The sequence below is a fragment of the Paucibacter sp. M5-1 genome (assembly GCF_027498415.2).
Taxonomy (GTDB): domain Bacteria; phylum Pseudomonadota; class Gammaproteobacteria; order Burkholderiales; family Burkholderiaceae_C; genus Roseateles_E.
This window is the reverse complement of sequence record NZ_JAPZLM020000001.1, coordinates 4900660-4917867: the sequence shown is the minus strand read 5'-3', so window position 1 is coordinate 4917867 and position 17208 is coordinate 4900660. Positions and strand designations below refer to the sequence as shown.

The 17208-nt window shown below is 67.4% G+C and carries 21 protein-coding genes; 4 read left to right on the top strand and 17 right to left on the bottom strand.

Annotation, left to right across the window (positions count from 1 at the left end; all coding sequences use genetic code 11):
- Nucleotides 1–23: 23 nt before the first annotated feature.
- The 7 genes from secB to O5M90_RS23345 form a co-directional block, all read right to left on the bottom strand.
- Nucleotides 24–491, bottom strand: coding sequence for a protein-export chaperone SecB (gene secB, locus O5M90_RS23375; protein ID WP_137943127.1), 468 nt, complete (start codon nucleotides 489–491; stop codon nucleotides 24–26).
- A gap of 91 nt (nucleotides 492–582) precedes the next feature.
- Nucleotides 583–843 (bottom strand): glutaredoxin 3, encoded by a 261-nt coding sequence (gene grxC, locus O5M90_RS23370; protein WP_137943128.1) that lies wholly within the window; start codon nucleotides 841–843, stop codon nucleotides 583–585.
- 9 nt (nucleotides 844–852) lie between these two features.
- A complete protein-coding gene (locus tag O5M90_RS23365) occupies nucleotides 853–1260 on the bottom strand; it encodes a rhodanese-like domain-containing protein (RefSeq protein ID WP_269837902.1) in 408 nt (135 codons plus the stop codon).
- Between the two features lie 57 nt (nucleotides 1261–1317).
- Nucleotides 1318–2832, bottom strand: coding sequence for a methyl-accepting chemotaxis protein (locus tag O5M90_RS23360; RefSeq protein ID WP_269837903.1), 1515 nt, complete (start codon nucleotides 2830–2832; stop codon nucleotides 1318–1320).
- A gap of 45 nt (nucleotides 2833–2877) precedes the next feature.
- Entirely contained in the window at nucleotides 2878–3303 is a 426-nt protein-coding gene (locus O5M90_RS23355) for a hypothetical protein (protein WP_137943131.1), read from the bottom strand.
- A gap of 17 nt (nucleotides 3304–3320) precedes the next feature.
- Entirely contained in the window at nucleotides 3321–4547 is a 1227-nt protein-coding gene (locus tag O5M90_RS23350) for a porin (protein ID WP_171018268.1), read from the bottom strand.
- Nucleotides 4547–4750, bottom strand: a complete 204-nt coding sequence (locus tag O5M90_RS23345; RefSeq protein ID WP_269837904.1) for a hypothetical protein — start codon at nucleotides 4748–4750, stop codon at nucleotides 4547–4549. The genes O5M90_RS23350 and O5M90_RS23345 overlap by 1 nt, the downstream gene beginning before the upstream one ends.
- Here O5M90_RS23345 and gpmA point away from each other — a divergent pair.
- Nucleotides 4749–5492 (top strand): 2,3-diphosphoglycerate-dependent phosphoglycerate mutase, encoded by a 744-nt coding sequence (gene gpmA, locus O5M90_RS23340; protein WP_137943133.1) that lies wholly within the window; start codon nucleotides 4749–4751, stop codon nucleotides 5490–5492. The two genes, O5M90_RS23345 and gpmA, sit on opposite strands and share 2 nt — an antisense overlap.
- Here gpmA and O5M90_RS23335 read toward each other — a convergent pair.
- Genes O5M90_RS23335 through O5M90_RS23300 form a run of 8 tightly spaced genes read right to left on the bottom strand, consistent with a single transcriptional unit; the run spans nucleotide 5477 to nucleotide 12467 of the window.
- Nucleotides 5477–6376 (bottom strand): ribose-phosphate diphosphokinase, encoded by a 900-nt coding sequence (locus O5M90_RS23335; protein WP_269837905.1) that lies wholly within the window; start codon nucleotides 6374–6376, stop codon nucleotides 5477–5479. The two genes, gpmA and O5M90_RS23335, sit on opposite strands and share 16 nt — an antisense overlap.
- Nucleotides 6376–7938, bottom strand: a complete 1563-nt coding sequence (locus O5M90_RS23330) for a thymidine phosphorylase family protein (protein ID WP_269837906.1) — start codon at nucleotides 7936–7938, stop codon at nucleotides 6376–6378. The genes O5M90_RS23335 and O5M90_RS23330 overlap by 1 nt, the downstream gene beginning before the upstream one ends.
- Before the next feature lie 45 nt (nucleotides 7939–7983).
- Complete coding sequence (locus O5M90_RS23325; protein ID WP_269837907.1) at nucleotides 7984–8715, bottom strand: lysophospholipid acyltransferase family protein; 732 nt, start codon at nucleotides 8713–8715, stop codon at nucleotides 7984–7986.
- Between the two features lies 1 nt (nucleotide 8716).
- Complete coding sequence (locus tag O5M90_RS23320) at nucleotides 8717–10033, bottom strand: dihydroorotase (protein WP_269837908.1); 1317 nt, start codon at nucleotides 10031–10033, stop codon at nucleotides 8717–8719.
- Nucleotides 10030–10992 carry an aspartate carbamoyltransferase catalytic subunit gene (locus O5M90_RS23315; protein ID WP_262971189.1) on the bottom strand — a complete coding sequence of 321 codons (963 nt, stop codon included), beginning with the start codon at nucleotides 10990–10992 and terminating at the stop codon, nucleotides 10030–10032. Before O5M90_RS23315 ends, O5M90_RS23320 begins: the two co-directional genes overlap by 4 nt.
- A gap of 16 nt (nucleotides 10993–11008) precedes the next feature.
- Nucleotides 11009–11503, bottom strand: a complete 495-nt coding sequence (pyrR, locus tag O5M90_RS23310) for a bifunctional pyr operon transcriptional regulator/uracil phosphoribosyltransferase PyrR (protein ID WP_269837909.1) — start codon at nucleotides 11501–11503, stop codon at nucleotides 11009–11011.
- Nucleotides 11500–11892, bottom strand: a complete 393-nt coding sequence (gene ruvX / locus O5M90_RS23305) for a Holliday junction resolvase RuvX (protein WP_269837910.1) — start codon at nucleotides 11890–11892, stop codon at nucleotides 11500–11502. The genes pyrR and ruvX overlap by 4 nt, the downstream gene beginning before the upstream one ends.
- Nucleotides 11889–12467 carry a YqgE/AlgH family protein gene (locus O5M90_RS23300; RefSeq protein ID WP_262971190.1) on the bottom strand — a complete coding sequence of 193 codons (579 nt, stop codon included), beginning with the start codon at nucleotides 12465–12467 and terminating at the stop codon, nucleotides 11889–11891. The genes ruvX and O5M90_RS23300 overlap by 4 nt, the downstream gene beginning before the upstream one ends.
- 33 nt (nucleotides 12468–12500) lie before the next feature.
- On the opposite strand from O5M90_RS23300, the gene O5M90_RS23295 reads away from it, so the two are divergent.
- A complete protein-coding gene (locus O5M90_RS23295) occupies nucleotides 12501–13928 on the top strand; it encodes a cryptochrome/photolyase family protein (RefSeq protein ID WP_269837911.1) in 1428 nt (475 codons plus the stop codon).
- A 151-nt stretch (nucleotides 13929–14079) separates the two neighbouring features.
- Here the strand turns inward: O5M90_RS23295 and O5M90_RS23290 are convergent, their stop codons facing one another.
- Nucleotides 14080–14475 carry a PIN domain-containing protein gene (locus O5M90_RS23290; RefSeq protein WP_269837912.1) on the bottom strand — a complete coding sequence of 132 codons (396 nt, stop codon included), beginning with the start codon at nucleotides 14473–14475 and terminating at the stop codon, nucleotides 14080–14082.
- Entirely contained in the window at nucleotides 14472–14714 is a 243-nt protein-coding gene (locus O5M90_RS23285) for an AbrB/MazE/SpoVT family DNA-binding domain-containing protein (protein ID WP_137943143.1), read from the bottom strand. Before O5M90_RS23285 ends, O5M90_RS23290 begins: the two co-directional genes overlap by 4 nt.
- 450 nt (nucleotides 14715–15164) lie before the next feature.
- On the opposite strand from O5M90_RS23285, the gene O5M90_RS23280 reads away from it, so the two are divergent.
- Together O5M90_RS23280 and O5M90_RS23275 are read left to right on the top strand one after the other, a co-directional pair.
- Nucleotides 15165–16526 (top strand): CHASE3 domain-containing protein, encoded by a 1362-nt coding sequence (locus O5M90_RS23280; protein ID WP_137943144.1) that lies wholly within the window; start codon nucleotides 15165–15167, stop codon nucleotides 16524–16526.
- Nucleotides 16523–17155 (top strand): response regulator, encoded by a 633-nt coding sequence (locus tag O5M90_RS23275; RefSeq protein WP_262971193.1) that lies wholly within the window; start codon nucleotides 16523–16525, stop codon nucleotides 17153–17155. The genes O5M90_RS23280 and O5M90_RS23275 overlap by 4 nt, the downstream gene beginning before the upstream one ends.
- The last annotated feature ends 53 nt before the right edge of the window (nucleotides 17156–17208 follow it).

Sequence of the window (17208 nt, the reverse complement as noted above, 5' to 3'; positions counted from 1 at the left end):
GCGCATCATCACCGAGAACGGTCTCAGTTGATCGTCGGGGTGGCGGCCTGCTCGGCGCGCTGAGCCTGTTGGGCTTCGAACATGGCCTGGAAGTTCACCTCGGTCAGCAGCACCGGCGGGAAGCCGGCGCGGGTGCAGACGTCCGAGACCACCGCACGCAGATAGGGATAGATCATCTGCGGGCAGACGATGCCGACAATGCCTTCGACCTGGTCTTGCGGCAGATTGCGGATTTCGAAGATGCCGGCCTGCTTGGCCTCGATCAGGAACAGGGTCTTGTCGCCATTGACCTTGGTCGTCACGGTGGCGGTCACGCAGACCTCGTAGATGCCGTCGGCCACCGGCTCGGCGGACAGCGCGAGGTTGATGTCGACCTGGGGTTGGGCCTGGTCCAGCAGGATCTGGGGCGAATTCGGCTGCTCCAGCGACAAGTCCTTCAGGTACATGCGCTGGATCTGGAACACGGGGGTGTTGTTGCTCTCGTCGGCCATGATGTCTTTCCAAATAAAAGCCCGTCGGCCAAGCGCCACGGGCAGCAGGGCGGGATTATGGCCCAGGCCACCCGGCCGCCATCCCCCGCGCTCAGGCGCCTTGCAAGAGCGTCTGCAAGCCCCCACGCTGATCCAGGGCCATCAAATCGTCACATCCGCCGACATGGGTGTCGCCGATGAAGATCTGCGGCACGGTGCGCCGGCCGGTCAGCGCCATCATCGCCTCGCGCGCCGCCGGGTCCGTATCGATGCGGACCTCCTCGATCTGCTCGACGCCGCGCTGCTTCAGCAGGCTCTTGGCCCGCACGCAGTAGGGGCAGACCTGGGTGGTGTACATCTTCACGGCTTGCATAGGATTGACTCAGGCACTCTTCTCGACAGGCAAATTCGCCTCGCGCCAGGCATTGACGCCGCCGGCCAGCGGCTGGGCCTTTTCGTAGCCCAGCTTGCGCAGCATGCCAGCAGCGCGCGCAGCGCGTGCGCCGGTCTGGCACACCACCACCACAGGCAGGGCCTTGTTGCTGGGTAGTTGCTTGTGGCCCTCTTGCAGGGCAGACAGCGGGATATTGCGGGCACCGCTGACATGCGATGCGGCGAACTCGGCCGGCTCGCTGACATCGATCAGCACCGCTTTCTCACGGTTGATCAGGCGCACGGCCTCGGCCGTCGAGATGGCCGCGCCGCTGCGCGCCAGGCTCGGCCACAGCAGCAAACCGCCGGACGCAAGCGCCGCCAGCACCAAATACCAGTTGTCGAGCAGGAAGTTCAAGGGCAGGTCCGATTGGAGAAAAGGGCCGGATTATAAAACCCGGCCACCCCACAGGCCTCAGCCGAGCTTGAAGGTCGATACCGCCGTCTGCAGCGCCTGGGCCTGCTGCTCCAGGCTGCTGGCTGCCGCGGCGGCCTGTTCGACCAGGGCCGCGTTTTGCTGGGTCATCTGGTCGAGCTGGGCGATCGACTGGTTGACCTGGCCGATGCCGGCGCTCTGCTCGCTGGAGGCGGCGGTGATCTCGCCGATGATGTCGGAGACCCGCTGCACGCTGGCGACGATCTCGCTCATCGTGCTGCCGGCGTCCTGCACCAGGCGAGCACCGGTCTCGACCTTGTCGACCGAGGTGCCGATCAGGCCCTTGATCTCGCGCGCCGCCTCGGCGCTGCGCTGCGCCAGCGAGCGCACCTCGCCGGCCACGACCGCGAAGCCGCGACCCTGCTCGCCGGCCCGGGCCGCCTCGACCGCCGCGTTCAGCGCCAGGATATTGGTCTGGAAGGCGATGCCGTCGATCACGCCGATGATGTCGGCGATCTTCTTCGAGCTCGCATTGATCTCGTCCATGGTCGCGACCACCTGGCCCACCACCGCGCCGCCCTTTTGCGCCACCGCTGCGGCCGAGCCGGCCAGCTGATTGGCCTGGGCGGCGGCTTCGGCGCTCTGGCGCACCGTGCCGGTCAGGTCCTGCATATTGCTGGAGGTCTGCTCCAGCGAGCTGGCCTGCTTCTCGGTGCGCAGCGACAGATCATGGTTGCCGACCGCGATCTCGCGCGAGGCCACCGTCATCGAATCGGTGCCGCTGCGCACATTGGCGACGATGGCCGAGAGGCCCTGCGACATCGCCCGCACTGCCGCCAGCAGGCTGGCCTCGGCGCCGGGTGCCACCGCGATGGTCTGCGACAGATCGCCGTCGGCCATCATGCGCATCACATCGCGGGCGTACTCGGGTTCGCCGCCGAGCTGGCGCCACACGCTGCCTATCACCAGCCAGGATCCGACCCCCAGCGCCAGCACCACCACCAAGCCGCTGATCAGGATGGCCATCAGGCTGGCCGACACGCCGTCATTGGCGCGCGCCAGGCCGGACTCGAAGCCCTCGTTGGCCTCCACCCGCGCCTGCGCGACGACCGTCTCGACGGCCTTCAAGGCCGCCTGCATCTTGGGCACGGCGCCGGCCTGGTCGCCCTGCTTGATGCCCATGAAGAGCTCGGCCGTCTCGACCGAGGCCGCGAAATAGGCCTCGAAGCTGGTCTTCAGCTTGGCGCCCATCTCGGCCTTGCCGTCGATGCGGGCGATCGCATCGAGCAGCTTGCGCATCGTCGCGGCGCGTTCGTTGGCCTCGTCCAGGCGCTTTTTCTCGCCCTCGGCCACCGCGCTCTGTATCGTCACGCCCAGTGCCTCCAGATTGGAGGCGAACTGGGTGGTGGCGTCCAGATAGGGGTAGTCGGTCTGACCCACCGCGGCGATGGCCGCCGAGGTGCGGGCCGAAAACGCCCACACCACGGCAATGCCCACGGCAAAGATCAGGGCGGCAAACGCTGGCAGCAGCCAGATCCGGGTTCGGACATTCATAGTTATTGTCTCCAGCGGCTCGGCACCGCGGCCTCTACAAAGCAATCAGTCAACGCTCAGCACGACCTTGACGCTGCCGTCCACCGCCGACTTCTCGATATAGCCGATCGCATCGGCATTGGCGGCGACGAACTTCTTGATCTCGGCCGAGCTCGCCAGCTCCTTGGGCGGCGTGGCCTTGCCCGAGAACACCAGGCGCGACCAGGCGGCCTTGACCTGGGCGGCCTGCTTGCCGGTCACCTTGGTATAGAACTGCTCGCGCACGGCCGCGCTTTCGGGCTGGTCCAGCGCCGCAGCGGTGGCGCCGCCGGGCAAGGTATTGCTCTTGCCGAGAAAGATGCCGGCCACCTGGTCGGCCGTCATCGCGGCCGTGGCGTTCTTCGGGTTGACGATCACGGCCACCTGGGCCTGGGCCAGACCGGCTGCGCTCAGGGCCAAGGCGGTCAAGGAGAGACGAAGTTTGTTTTTCATCATGACTGCACCCCGCCTCAGAACACCACATCCACAGCCAGGCTGTAGACATTGACATGGCCGCTGCCGAAGCCGGGCTGGACACGGGTGAACAGGCCGCTGCCCTTGGGGCTGATGCGGTCGAACTGGGTCTTCACCGCGACATTGCGCATCGCGTCCCAGCGCAGGCCCAGGGCCACCGTCTTCTGCTCGGTGCGCTGGCCTTCGACCGTGGCGTCCACCAGGGCCTTCAAGCCGTTGAGCTGGGGCGACAGGCCCAGCGGAATGGTGTTGTCGACGTTGTTGTCGTCCACCTTCAGGCGCGACAGCGTCAGATAGGGTGTGAACTTGCCGACCCGGTAGCCCAGGGTCGTGTACCAGCCGGTGGTGTCGGGGATGTAGGTCTTGGTGCGGCGCAAGGTGTACTCGCTGTTGAACAGCCAGTTGCCCTCGTCGAAAGCCAGGCCGACGCCGGTGAAGCTGACGTCCTTGGAGCGTGCCGACAGTTGGTCACCAACGCTGGAGACCGTCGGCAGCGGCACACCGCGCAGGCCGGCCACCAGCTGGTCCAGCGTGGCGCTTTCGACCGTGATCTTGCCCACCGCATGGCCCAGGCGCAGCGTGATGCCGCCGTCCAGCTCGGCCGTGGTGTTGAAGCCCATCAGGTCCTTGAACTTGAGCTTGGTGCGCTCGAAATGCGCCGAAGAGCTGCCGGCGAACAGCTGGGCGCTGACGGTGGCCGAGCCGATATTCGTCTGATACAGCCCGTCAACGCCATCGAAATGGCTGACCGGCACCTGGCCGTAGACATCCAGCGGCGGGCGCAGCCAGGTATTGGCATAGCCGACATCGCGGAAATCGGAGACCGCGAAGAATGGCGCGCCCATGCGGCCGGCGCGCAGCGCCAGCGACGGCAGCAGCTGGGCCTTGACGAAAGCCCACTCCAGCTCGGGCGTGAAGCTGCCCTTGCCGTTCTGCTTGGTCAGCAGCTGGGCGGTGCCGGAGAACACCGAGTTGAGCCGGCCGGTGGCCTGCAGGCCCAGCTTGCTGTCGACCTCGCCGCTGAAGGACTTGTCGCCGCCGCGGACCTGGCCGGGCAGCACATAGTGGGCCTTGTTCGTGTCCGTGCCCACCACGCCCAGCGTGGCAAAGCCCGAGAACGTGAACGCGGACTGGGAGCTCTGCGCCTGCGCGCCCAGGCTCGCCAGGGCGGCGACCAGGGGCAGCAGACGGTACAGGCTCGATCGAGCGGTCGACAACATCATCACAACATCTCCTTCAACGACAAACTGGTTTTCGGTGCGCGAACACAGCACAAACGTGCGATGTTCGCCCCGCACATCACCGGGTTTTCGGCCAGCGCCGCCCGGTCTTGAATCACAACTGGCCGGCAATAGCCCGGCTTTTGCTCGCATTTAGAATCGCGCCAGCCCAAAAACGGGCTGCATCCAACAAGACCCACGTCCATGTACAAGCTCGTGCTCATTCGCCATGGCGAATCCACCTGGAATCTCGAAAACCGCTTCACCGGCTGGACCGATGTCGACCTGACCCCCACGGGCGTCGAACAGGCCAAGCAGGCCGGCCGCCTGATCAAGCAGGCCGGGCTGGATTTCGATGTCGCCTACACCTCGGTGCTCAAGCGCGCCGTCTGGACGCTGTGGCACTGCCTGGACCAGATGGACCGCACCTGGCTGCCGGTGGTGCACGAGTGGCGCCTCAACGAGCGCCACTACGGCGCGCTGCAAGGCCTCAACAAGGCCGATATGGCCAAGCAGTATGGCGACGAGCAGGTGCTGATCTGGCGCCGCAGCTACGACACGCCGCCGCCGGCGCTGGAAGCCAGCGATCCGCGCAGCGAACGCAGCGATATCCGCTACGCCAAGCTCAAGGACGGCGATGTGCCGCTGACCGAATGCCTGAAAGACACGGTGGCCCGCGTGATGCCGTTCTGGAACGAAAGCGTTGCGCCGGCGATCCTATCGGGTAAACGCCTAGTCATCGCGGCCCATGGCAACAGCATCCGCGCCCTCGTGAAGTATTTGGACAATATCGGCGACAACGAGATCGTTGGCGTGAATATTCCCAACGGCATCCCGCTGGTCTACGAGCTCGATGCGAACCTGAAGCCGATCAAGAGCTACTACCTGGGCGACGCCGAGGCGGCCGCCAAGGCCGCTGCGGCGGTGGCGAATCAGGGCAAGGCCTGAGTCAGTAGTGGCCGCAGCGTCGCAGCCAGCAGCGGCACCACGCTGACGGCATTGCTGGCATGCGGCACGCTATTGCTGCTCCAGACATGGCGCACGCCCACCGCTTGCAGCGCCGGCAGCGCGTCGCCGTTGAATAGCGCGTGGGTCACCGCCACATCGACCGAGGCCGCGCCGCGCGCCAGTAGGCCCTGGGCCGCGCCGATCAGGGTGCGGCCGGTCGAGGCCATATCGTCCAGCAGCACTACCGCGCGGCCCTGCACCTCGACCTGGGGCAGCGCTAGGCTGACCACATGGTCGCCATGGCGGACCTTGCGGCCCACTGCATGATCGAGGCCGCCGGCGCGGGCCGCCTCGCTGACCCACTGGCCCGATTCCTCGTCGGGGCCGAGCAGCAGCGCACCGGGCACCCGCTCGGCGATCCAGCGCCCCAGCAGCGGCGCGGCCGATAGGGCAAGACCCGTCCCCGCCGGCATCACCTCGTCGAGGCTGGCGATGCGGTGCAGATGCGGGTCTATCGTCAGCACATGGTCGAACTGCGCGGCCAGCAGCCGCGCGATATGGCGCTGGCTGACCGCCTCGCCGGGCGTGAACTCCATGTCCTGGCGCATATAGGCCAGATAGGGGCTGACCAGGGTCAGGGCTTGCGCGCCCAGCTCGCGGGCGGCGGGCGCGGCGATCAGGAGCTCGACCAGTTTTTCATTGGGCTGCTGCAGACCGCGCAGCAGGATCACGCGCGCAGGCAAGGGCTTGGGCAGGACCAGGCGCAACTCGCCGTCCGGAAAACGATGGCGTGTCACAAAGTCCAGCGGCATGCCCAGGGCCTGCGCCAGCTCCTCGGCCAGCGCGCGTTCATCGTCAAAGGCAAGCAGCAGGGTATCGGTCATCACAGCGAGAAGATTGAGCCGCCGGCAAAGTCCTGCGGCAGTTGTTCGGGGGCGCCGACCCGGCAGCCGGGGTCCTTGTCGGCATGGGCGCGGGCAAAGGCCAGGTCGGCCTCGAACGCGGCATGGATGCGGTAGAGCGGCTCGCCGCAGCGCACCGGATCGCCCAGCTTCTTCAGCAGCAGCAGGCCGGCGCCGGCCGCCTGGGGCGCACCGGCCAGGCGGGCGATACGGGCGATGCGCAGATTGTCGAAATCGACCACGACACCCTGCGCACTGGCCAGCACCTCATGGGTCAGTGCGCCCAGGACGGGCCTCTCGGCACGCCGACCCTGGGCATCGATGAGGGCGTTGAAGCGGGCCAGCGCGCGGCCTGAATCGAGGATGTCCCGGGCGATCCGCTCTCCCTGGCCGCCGCGCACATCGGGATCGAACTCGATCATGCGGCCGGCCAGCCGCAAGGCCTTCTGGCGCAGATCCTGCGGTGCGCCGGGCTCGCCCTGCAGGACGGCCATCACGTCGCGCGCCTCCAGCACCGGGCCGATACCGGCACCGATGGGCTGGCGACCATCGGACAGCAGCACATCGAGCTGCAGGCCCAGATGGCCGGCCACATATTCGAACAGCTTCTTCAGACGCTGGGCCTCCGGGGCGGAACGTACCTTGGCGCTAGGCCCCACGGGAATGTCCAGCACCAGATGCGTGGCACCGGCCGCGACTTTCTTGCTGAGGATGGAGGCCACCATCTGGCCCGGCGAATCGATGGACAGCGGGCGCTCGACCGAGATCAGGATGTCGTCGGCCGGGGAGAGATCGGCCGTGCCGCCCCAGGCCAGGCAAGCCCGGGTCTGGCGCACGATCTCGACCATGCGCTCGAAACTCAGCTCCACAGTCGCAAGCACCTCCATGGTGTCGGCCGTGCCGGCCGGCGAGGTGATCGCGCGCGAGCTGGTCTTGGGGCACAGCATGCCGTGCGCCGCGACGATGGGCACGACCAGCATCGAGGTGCGATTGCCGGGAATGCCGCCTATGCAGTGCTTGTCCACCACCAGGCCGGCGCCGACCTGGTGCTGCCAGTCGAGCTTGCGGCCCACCGCGATCATGGCCTCGGTCAGATGCAGCACCTCCTCGCGGTCGAGCTCGTATTGGTTGGTCGCCACCACGAAGGCCGCCAGCTCGATCTTGGAATAACGGGCCGAGGCCACATCGCGGATGATGGCGGCGAGCTCCTGCCGGCCCAGCCGCTCGCCATTGATCTTGCGATGCAGCGCGGCAATCGAGGCCGGCGGCTCGGCATGGGCAATGCTGGCGCTGTGGCCTTCAAACACGCCCAGGCGCTTGAAGGCGTCCTCGCTCAGCCCCAGCTCGCAATTGCTGACGATGCGTTCGTCATCGACCACATTGAGCACGGCCAGGATCACTTGTCCGTTGGCATGGACCTCGACCTTGGACAAGGCCTGAAAGCCCGCGGCCCGCACCACCGGGCAGTCGCGGTGCAGGTAGGCCACGTTCTCGCGCCAGGTGTCGATGCCGACCCGGCGTATCTGCAGCGATGCAAGCGTCATGCCCCGACTGTAGGCCAGCAGCGTGCGAGCCGGGGGCCTGTCAGATCAAGCCAGGGCGTCGGCGATCTCGCCGCGCAGACGCTCGGCCAGCGCGCGCCGGTCGGCATGCGCGCTGCCATGAGCGCTCAGGATCTGGATCTCGATGGCCAGGCCCTGCGCGCTGGCCACGCTCCACAGGCTGCGCACCAGGGTCATGTCGCCGACGAAGCGGGCCGTCGTACTGAAGCGCTCACCGGGCTCATGCCAGCGCAGCACCACCGGCTGGATCGGCATCTCGGTGGCGATGGCCGCCTGCAGCAGATTGGCATGGAATGGCAAGGGCTCGGGGCCGGGGCCGGTCGTGCCTTCGGGGAAGACCGCCACGGTGTCGCCGGCCTGCAGCGCCTCGGCCGTCTGGTGCACGACGCGCAGGGCATCGCGCTTGCTGGAACGCTCGATGAACAGGGTGTTCACGCCCACCACCAGCATGCCGACGATGGGCCAGTGCTTGAGCTCGGCCTTGGAAACAAAGCGCGCCTCGGGCAGCACCGCATGCATGGCGGCGATATCCAGCCAGGACACATGGTTGGCCACCACCAGCTTGGCGCCCGGCCGGCCCTGACCGCGCAGCTGCAGCTCGACCCCCAGCAGCCGCAAGGTCTTGCGCGACCACCACTGGATGTAATGCTGGCGCTGCGGCTTGGTCAGACCATCAAAGCGCAAGGCGATCAGCGCCAGGCCATGCAGGATGTGCAGGCTCAGGCGCAACAAGCGCCACACGGCGATGGGGGCTCGCATCTCAGGTCGCTGAGGTCTTGGCTTCGTGGGCGATATGGCCCGCCACCAGGGTATAGCGCACCCGGCCCGGCAGCTCGAAGCCGGTGATGTCGGCGGCGAACGGCGTGTACTTGCCCTGGCTCAGCAGCTGATCCGGTGCAACCGCCCAACGCGCCGTCGCATCGAAGACGCAGACATCGGCCACCCCACCCTCGACCAGACGGCCGGCACTGGCCGACAGCGAGCCCAGCGCATTGCCCAGCACCCGCACCGGCTCGTTGCTGACCACAGCCAGCGCGCGCGCCAACGGCAGCTGCAGGTCCTCGGCCCATTTCAGCGCCAGGCTCAAAAGCAGCTCCAGCCCGGTGGCGCCGGGTGTGGCCTCGGCGAAGGGCAGCATCTTCTCGTCCTCGTCGACCGGCATATGGTCGGACACCAGCGCGTCCAGCGTGCCATCGGCCAGGCCGGCGCGCAGCGCGTCGCGATCACGCCCCTGGCGCAGCGGCGGCGTGACCCGCATCGCCGAGTTGAAGTAGCCGATGTCCACATCGCTCAGATGCAGCGAGTTGATCGACACATCGGCCGTCACATTCAGCCCTTCGCGCTTGGCCGCGCGCAGCAGCTCGACGCCGGCGGCGCTGGAGAGGCGGCACAGATGGACCCGCGCGCCGGTGACGCGCACCAGCTCGAAGATGGTGTGCAGCGCCACGGTCTCGGCCGCCACCGGCACGCCGGACAGGCCCAGCCGGGTCGCGACCGCGCCGCTGGCCGCGACGCCGCCGGCCAGCCAGGGGTCCAGCGGGTGCAGCCAGACCGTGTAGTCGAAGGTGGCCGCGTACTGCAGCGCGCGCAGCAGGATCTGCGTGTTGCGTATCGGATGGTCAGCTTGCGAGAAGCCGACGCAGCCGGCCTCGGTCAGCTCGGCCATCTCGGTCAGCGCCTCGCCCTCCAGGCCGCGGGTCAGCGCGCCGAGCGGGAAGAGACGGCACAGGCTGAGCTTGCGGGCGCGGAACTTCAGCATCTCGACCAAGCCAGGCTCGTCCAGCGCCGGATCGGTGTCGGGCGGGCAGACCAGGCTGGTGACGCCACCGGCAGCGGCGGCATTGAGCTCGCTCTCCAGCATGCCCTCATGCTCATGGCCGGGCTCGCGCAGCCGCGCCGCCAGGTCCACCAGGCCGGGGGCCACCACCAGGCCGCTCGCGTCGATGACACGCTGGGCCTCGAACTCGCTGACATCGCCCAGTGCAACGATGCGGCCGGAGGCGATCGCCAGATCGCCGATGCGGTCCAGGCCCGAGGCCGGGTCGATCAATCGACCGTTTCTTATGAGGATCTTCATGCTTCGTTCCCAGCCAGAATGCTCATCACCGCCATGCGCACCGCGATGCCGAAGGTCACCTGCGGCAGGATCACGCTCTGCTTGCCGTCGGCCACGGCCGAGTCGATCTCGACGCCGCGGTTGATCGGCCCCGGATGCATCACGATGGCATCGGGCTTGGCCAGCGACAGCTTCTCCGGCGTCAGGCCGAAGTTCTTGAAGAACTCGCCGGCGCTGGGCAGCATCGCGCCGCTCATCCGTTCGTTCTGCAGGCGCAGCATGATGATGACGTCGGCATCCCTGATGCCCTCGGCCATGTCGTGGCAGACCCGCACGCCCATCTCGCGCAGATCGCCGGGCACCAGGGTCTTGGGGCCGACCGCGCGGATCTCGGGCACGCCCAGGATGTTCAGCGCATGGATGTCGGAGCGGGCCACGCGCGAATGCACGATATCGCCGACGATGGCCACGGTCAGGTTGCGGAAGTCCTTCTTGAAATGCCGGATCGTGTACATGTCCAGCAGGCCCTGCGTCGGGTGGGCGTGGCGGCCGTCGCCGGCGTTGACCACATGGACATGGGGGGCGCAGTGCTGGGCGATCAGATAGGGTGCGCCGCTCTCGCTGTGGCGCACGACGAACATATCGGCATGCATCGCGGACAGATTGGCGACCGTGTCGAGCAGGGTCTCGCCCTTGGCCGTCGAGCTGCGCGCGATGTCCAGGTTCAGCACATCGGCCGACAATCGCTTGGCCGCGATCTCGAAGGTCGTGCGGGTGCGGGTGCTGTTCTCGAAGAACAGATTGAACACCGACTTGCCGCGCAAGAGTGGCACCTTCTTGACCTCGCGGTCGTTGACCGACAAAAAGGTACCGGCGGTGTCCAGGATCTGGTGGATCACGGCCTGGGGCAGGCCCTCGATCGACAGCAGATGGATCAGCTCGCCGTGCTTGTTCAGTTGGGGATTTCGTTTACTCAGCATCTGGTCATCCCCTCGCTCATTCCACATCGAAACTGAAGCGGCCATCGCCGGCGCGCGCCAGCCGCAGCTTGTGCTCGGCCGCCAGCGTCACGCGCGCGGCCGAGAAGGCCGGCTCGATCGGCAGCTCGCGCCCGCCCCGGTCCACCAGCACCGCCAGCGTGACACTGGACGGGCGGCCGAAGTCAAACAGCTCATTGATCACGGCCCGGGTCGTGCGGCCGGTGTAGAGCACATCGTCGATCAGCAGCACCGGGCGGCCGTTGACATCAAAGGGCAGCTTGGTGTGGTCGGCGCTGGCGCTCATGCCCTTGGAGCCGAAGTCGTCGCGGTGCAAGGAGCTGGAGATCACGCCGGGCTCGCCTGCCAGGCCCAGATCCTTCTGCAACCGCTCGGCCAGCCAGGCCCCGCCGGACCAGATGCCCACCAGGGCGGCATCGGGCACCAGCAGGCGCCGCACGCCTTTCAGCAGGTCGGCATAAAGGGCTTCGGCATCAAGTAAAAGTGTGCTCATGGATGCTCACGAAAGAACTGTTCAAGAATCAGGGCGGCAGCGGCCGAGTCGATATCGCGCGCACCCATGCTTTCGGCCTCGACGCTGGTGTAGCGCTCGTCGACCTCGAAGACCGGCAGGCGAAAGCGCCCCTTCAGCTGGCGGCCGAAGCGGCGCGCCCGCAGCGTGATCTCGTGCTCGGCGCCATCGGGATGGAAGGGCACGCCGATCACCAGGCCCTCGGGCTGCCATTCCTTGATCAGCCTGGCGATCGCCTCGAAGCGGGCATCGCCTTCAAGGTGGATGCTCTTGAGCGGCTCGGCATTGCCGGAAAAGCGGCTGCCGGTGGCCACGCCCAGACGCTTGATGCCGTAGTCGAAAGCCAATAACGATTGCAGCGGACCGCTCATGCGTGGCCGGCGTCCGTGCTGAGCATGCGCGGATCGATCCCTAGCAGGCCCAGCGCCCGCTCGTAGCGCAGCTCGACCGGGGTTTCGAAGATGATCTCGGGCGTGGCGCTGACGGTCAGCCAGCCGTTGCGACCAATCTCCTCCTCGAGCTGGCCGGCGGCCCAGCCGCTGTAGCCCAGGGTCACCAGCACCTTCTTGGGGCCGGCGCCGTTGGACAGCGCCTCCAGCACATCGCGGCTGGTGGTCATTTCCAGCCCACCGGGCACGGCCAGCGTGGCGTTGTAGTGGCCGCCGGCGGCGTCCAGCGGCTCGTGCAGCACAAAGCCGCGCTCGGTCTGCACCGGGCCGCCGAAGAACACCGGGCGGGCGGCCAGATCGTCGTCGTCCAGGCTCAGCTCGACCTTCTCGAACAGATTGCCCAGGGTCAGCGCGATCGGCTTGTTGATCACCAGGCCCAGCGCGCCTTTGTCGTTGTGCTCGCACAGATAGACCACGGCGCCGGCGAAAGTGTCGTCCGCCATGCCAGGCATGGCGATCAGAAACTGATTGGAGAGGGCCATCTGGTGCTTGGACATCCGGGCATTTTATTCGTAGGCGACACTTCCTCTATGCAAAAGCTTCACGACAAGGCCCTGCTCTGGTTCCGGCGCGATTTGCGCCTGGACGACCAGGCCGCCCTCTACCACGCCCTGCGTTCGACGCGTCGGCTGTTCTGCTGCTTTGTGCTCGATACCGAGATCCTCGATGCCCTGCCCCGGGCCGACCGCCGCGTCGAGTTCATCCTGCAGGCCCTGAGCCAGCTCGATGCGGCGCTGCGCGCCTGCGGCGGCGCGCTGATCGTGCGCCATGGCCGCGCTGCCGAGCTGCTGCCGCAGCTGGCCGCCGAGCTGGGTGTACAGGCGGTGCTCGCCAACCATGACGACGAGCCCCAGGCCCTGGCGCGCGACGCCCTGGTGGCCGAGCGCCTGGCCAGCTTCGGCTGCCGCTTCGAGAGCTTCAAGGACCATGTGGTCTTCGAGCGCAGCGAGCTGCTGACGACCCAGGGCAAACCCTATGGCGTGTTCACGCCCTACAAGAACGCCTGGCTCAGGAAGCTCACGCCCTTTTACCTGCGGGCCTACCCGGTCGAGCGCTACGTCGATGCCCTCGCGACCAGCCCGCTGGCCCAGGGCGTGCCAGGTCTTGCCGAGATCGGCTTCGAGCCGGCCGGGCTGGCGCCCCATCTCGGTGCCGACCGCGCCGAGGCCTTGCTGGACGATTTTCTGGACCGCATCGCTCGCTACGACCAGACCCGCGACTTCCCCGCCGTCAGGGGCCCCAGCTATCTGAGCGTGCATCTGCGCTTCGGCACCGTCTCGATCCGGCGCCTGGCCTGTGAGGCCTGGCAACGTGCGCAGGCCGGCGAGCGCGGCGCCGAGGTCTGGCTGTCCGAGCTGATCTGGCGCGACTTCTATCACCAGGTGATGCACCACCACCCGCAGGCGATGAGCGGCGCCTTCCGGCCCGAGTACGACGCCATCCAGTGGGAGCAGGGTCCGGCGGCCGAGGCCCTGTTCCGGGCCTGGTGCGAGGGGCGGACCGGCTATCCGCTGGTCGACGCGGCGATGCTGCAGCTCAATCAGACCGGCTATATGCACAACCGCCTGCGCATGGTGACGGCCAGCTTCCTGATCAAAGACCTCGGCATCGATTGGCGCTGGGGCGAGCGCTACTTCGCCGAGCAGCTGCTGGACTTCGACCTCGCCGCCAACAACGGCGGTTGGCAATGGGCCGCCTCCAGCGGCTGCGATGCCCAGCCCTGGTTCCGCATCTTCAATCCCGTCACGCAAAGCGAGAAGTTCGACGCCGAGGGCAAGTTCATCAAGCGCTACCTGCCCCAGCTCGCCGCGCTGCCGGCCAAGCTGATCCATGCCCCCTGGCTGGCCGGCCCGCTGGCCGCACCCGACTATGCGCCGCCGCTGGTGCGCCATGACGAGGCGCGCGAGCGCACGCTGGCGCGCTACGCGGTGGTCAAGAGCCGCAGCCTGCCGGACTGAGCAAGACCTGGCACCCTGGCGCCGGTCGCACCTGCGGCCTTCTCACCCAGTTTCTGAGGGTGCACCAAACGCCAGCGCCTTGGCCTCCAGGAACGAGTAGCCGGCGTCGGGTTTCAGATCTAGGTTCCGTCGGCATCGTCCTCTTTCCCTGCTATTGAACCAACGTCATGCCTGCCGTCTTGGCTGCAGCAGCGTCAAAGGTCATCGTCTTTGCGCAGCCGGCGGCCGCCGCCGTGCGCTCGATCAGACAGTCTGCGAAGTCAGCACTTCCCGCGCCGTAGGCTCGCAGGGCCCGCACCACATGCTCGGCCTGGTCGACGACAAGCTGCTTCGAGCGAAGGATCACGTCGAGCGCTTGGACGATCTGACCCCGCGCCAAGTCGTAGGACGACGACAGCACCCACACCAACTCCACCACCGACACCAGGGTGATGAAACCCTGCTCCTGAGCCGTGAGGCTTTCAATCAGCTTCGTCGCCTTGGCGGCCTGCTTGGCATCGTCCTGCATGATGTAGCGGACCAGCACGTTGGTATCCAGACCAATCATCGTGCCGATGCTCCGCGGGAAGCGATTGCCAAGTTCATGTCTTCAATGGAGACGACCTTGGATGGCTTGCCGAACATGCCCTTCAGCTCCGTCACCGAACGATTCGCAGCCACGAACAGGTACTGGCCGGGCTCGATCTGAACGAACTCCACGCGGTCCCCAGCATCGACGGCAAGGGCATGCCGAACGTCAGCGGGTATCGTGATCTGGCCTTTGGAAGTGATGGTTGCAGTGGTCATGCGTGATCTCCTGGTATTCCTTACTTTAAAGTAAGGAGCAATGGAGTGCAAGCGCTTTTGGACAGGTCTGCAAACGATCAACGATTTGCTGCTGAGCAAAGGCCAGATTCACTTTGTCAATTCCGCGCGCTGTCGCGGAATGTCTTGCATCTAGGGCGCTGACGAACCCAGCGCGGCCAGCCGGGCAAGGCGCTACGGTTGCGCTGCGAGCCTGTCGGACTGGACGGGGCAGGCAAGACCCGGCACTGTGGCGCCCCGGCCACCGGCGGTCTTCTGATCTTGATTTTTTGAATGCCAGCCCATAGCCTCGCCTGACGGCGTCGGCAACAGGGGTCCGAACGAGGCTCCACCGGCACCGGTCATGGGTAGGGTGGGCGCTGCGGGTCCCTGTCATCACCGTCAACACAGCGTCCGCGTGTATCCGAAGTGTTGAATGCCACTTGATCGGACATGCGTTTCACATCGTTCCCTCTTGCTGCGGGGCTGTTGCTGACCGGCTGTGTCGCCTTTCTGGCCACCGCCTATGGCGAGCATCGCAGCCTCGGCGAGCTGGTTGCGGGCAATGCGCAGCGCGTGCAGGCCTTGCAGACCCAGCTGCAGCTGCGCCGGCTCGGCAGCTTGCTGATCGACCTCGAAAGCGGCCAGCGCGGCTTCCTGATCACCGGCCAGGTGGCGTTTCTGGCGCCCTACGAGAGCGCCCGCCAGGAACTCGCCCAGGCCTACACCCAGCTGACCGCCGCGCTGCCACCCAGCGCCGAGACGGCGCCGACGCTGGAACGGCTGGACGATTTCATCCGCCAGCGCATCGAGCAGGCCGAGAAGAATGTGGAGCGGCGCTGGCAGATCGGCGAGGCGGCGCTGAAAGACCTGTCGGCCTATGTCAACGGCAAACGGCTGATGGACGACATCCGCGCTGAGCTGGCCCTGCTGGAGCGGCACCAGAGCCGCATGATCGAGGACGCCGAGCGCCGCAATCTGGCGGTGCAGCAGCGCACCGCGCTGCTGTCGGCCGTGCTTCCGCTGGTGGGCGTGCTGCTGATAGGCGGCGCGATGCTGGCCTTGGTCCTGGAGCGCCGCCAGCGCGACCGGGCCGAGACCGCCTTGCGCGAGGCCAACACCCATCTGGAGAGCGCGGTGGCGGCGCGCACCGCCGACCTGCAAGCGGCGCTGTCGCGCATCCAGAGCTTTGCCGTCGAACTGGACCGCAGCATCGAAGCCGAGCGCTCGCGCCTGGCGCGCGAGGTGCACGACCAGCTCGGCCAGCTCGGCACCGCCAGCAAGATGCTGGTGCTGGCGCTGCGCCGCAAGCTGGCGCCGGCCAAGGAGGAGCTGATCGACGAGCTGCTGGCGATGACCGACGAGTCGATCGCCGCCGCGCGCCAGATCTCGGCCGCGCTGCGCCCGCCACTGCTCGACGATCTCGGCCTGGCCGCCGCCATCGGCCATTACGCCAAGGGCCTGGCGCGCCAGGGCGAGCTGGCGGTCGAGGTCGAGGTGGACGACGAGCAGCTGCTCGGCCCGGAGCAGCGCAACCAGCTGTTCCGCATCCTGCAGGAGGCCGGCACCAATGTGCTGCGCCACGCCCAGGCGGGCCGACTGCAGATCGCCGGCCGGGCGGCGGGCCGGCACTACACGCTGGAGATCCGCGACAACGGCAACGGCCCGGGCTCGGTGCGCGCCGATGCCTCGGGCCTGCGCAATATGCGCGAACGCGCGGCGCTGGCCGGCGGGCGCTTCGAGTTCGGCCCGGCGCCCGGCGGCGGCACCCGGGTGGCCGTGCACCTGCCGCTGCCGGCGGAGGCCCAGGCATGAGGTTTCTGATCGTCGACGACCACCCCATCATGCGGGTCGGCGTGCGCCAGCTGATCCTGGCCGAGTGGCCACAGGCCCATATAGACGAGGCGGCCAGCCTGGCGCAGGCCCTGAGCCTGGGCCAGGCTCAACGGCCCGATGCCGTGGTGCTCGACCTCTCGCTGCCCGACGCCAGCGGCACCGAGGGCGCCAGCCGCGTGCTGCGCGCGCTGAAGGCCGTGCCGGTGCTGATCCTGAGCCTGAACGCAGAGTCGGCCTATGCCTCGCGGCTGCTGCAGATGGGTGTGGCCGGCTACCTGCCCAAGGACCGCGCCGGCGACGACCTGGTCAACGCCCTGCACCGCCTGCTTCAGGGCGGCCGCTACGTGACGGCAGCCATGGCCGACCATCTGCTGGGCTTGCTCGACGGCCGGGCACCGGCCAGCCTGCCGCACGAGCAGCTCTCGACCCAGGAGCACCGGGTGATGCTCTTGATCGCCGCCGGCAAGACCCCGGCCGAGATCGCCGACACGATGAGCTTGTCGGTCAAGACCGTCGGCACTTACCGCGCCCGCATCCTGGAGAAGGCCGGCTGGCGTAACAACACCGAGCTGACCAAGTACTGCCTGCAGCACGGCCTGACCGTGTAGGCAATCGGCTGACACGGGCTTGCGCGAACCATGCACCCTGGCTTGCGGCAAGC

What these genes read in the sequence shown, in the direction of transcription:
- ruvX (WP_269837910.1), bottom strand. Translation starts at nt 11,892, where the DNA reads ATGAGCGGTCCGCTGCAATCGTTATTGGCTTTCGACTACGGCATCAAG.
- O5M90_RS23330 (WP_269837906.1), bottom strand. Translation starts at nt 7,938, where the DNA reads ATGACGCTTGCATCGCTGCAGATACGCCGGGTCGGCATCGACACCTGG.
- O5M90_RS23345 (WP_269837904.1), bottom strand. Translation starts at nt 4,750, where the DNA reads ATGGACGTGGGTCTTGTTGGATGCAGCCCGTTTTTGGGCTGGCGCGAT.
- O5M90_RS23320 (WP_269837908.1), bottom strand. Translation starts at nt 10,033, where the DNA reads ATGAAGATCCTCATAAGAAACGGTCGATTGATCGACCCGGCCTCGGGC.
- O5M90_RS23315 (WP_262971189.1), bottom strand. Translation starts at nt 10,992, where the DNA reads ATGCTGAGTAAACGAAATCCCCAACTGAACAAGCACGGCGAGCTGATC.
- O5M90_RS23295 (WP_269837911.1), top strand. Translation starts at nt 12,501, where the DNA reads ATGCAAAAGCTTCACGACAAGGCCCTGCTCTGGTTCCGGCGCGATTTG.
- O5M90_RS23360 (WP_269837903.1), bottom strand. Translation starts at nt 2,832, where the DNA reads ATGAATGTCCGAACCCGGATCTGGCTGCTGCCAGCGTTTGCCGCCCTG.
- gpmA (WP_137943133.1), top strand. Translation starts at nt 4,749, where the DNA reads ATGTACAAGCTCGTGCTCATTCGCCATGGCGAATCCACCTGGAATCTC.
- O5M90_RS23300 (WP_262971190.1), bottom strand. Translation starts at nt 12,467, where the DNA reads ATGTCCAAGCACCAGATGGCCCTCTCCAATCAGTTTCTGATCGCCATG.
- pyrR (WP_269837909.1), bottom strand. Translation starts at nt 11,503, where the DNA reads ATGAGCACACTTTTACTTGATGCCGAAGCCCTTTATGCCGACCTGCTG.
- O5M90_RS23335 (WP_269837905.1), bottom strand. Translation starts at nt 6,376, where the DNA reads ATGACCGATACCCTGCTGCTTGCCTTTGACGATGAACGCGCGCTGGCC.
- O5M90_RS23275 (WP_262971193.1), top strand. Translation starts at nt 16,523, where the DNA reads ATGAGGTTTCTGATCGTCGACGACCACCCCATCATGCGGGTCGGCGTG.
- O5M90_RS23325 (WP_269837907.1), bottom strand. Translation starts at nt 8,715, where the DNA reads ATGCGAGCCCCCATCGCCGTGTGGCGCTTGTTGCGCCTGAGCCTGCAC.
- O5M90_RS23355 (WP_137943131.1), bottom strand. Translation starts at nt 3,303, where the DNA reads ATGAAAAACAAACTTCGTCTCTCCTTGACCGCCTTGGCCCTGAGCGCA.
- O5M90_RS23280 (WP_137943144.1), top strand. Translation starts at nt 15,165, where the DNA reads ATGCGTTTCACATCGTTCCCTCTTGCTGCGGGGCTGTTGCTGACCGGC.
- secB (WP_137943127.1), bottom strand. Translation starts at nt 491, where the DNA reads ATGGCCGACGAGAGCAACAACACCCCCGTGTTCCAGATCCAGCGCATG.
- O5M90_RS23290 (WP_269837912.1), bottom strand. Translation starts at nt 14,475, where the DNA reads ATGATTGGTCTGGATACCAACGTGCTGGTCCGCTACATCATGCAGGAC.
- O5M90_RS23350 (WP_171018268.1), bottom strand. Translation starts at nt 4,547, where the DNA reads ATGATGTTGTCGACCGCTCGATCGAGCCTGTACCGTCTGCTGCCCCTG.
- O5M90_RS23285 (WP_137943143.1), bottom strand. Translation starts at nt 14,714, where the DNA reads ATGACCACTGCAACCATCACTTCCAAAGGCCAGATCACGATACCCGCT.
- grxC (WP_137943128.1), bottom strand. Translation starts at nt 843, where the DNA reads ATGCAAGCCGTGAAGATGTACACCACCCAGGTCTGCCCCTACTGCGTG.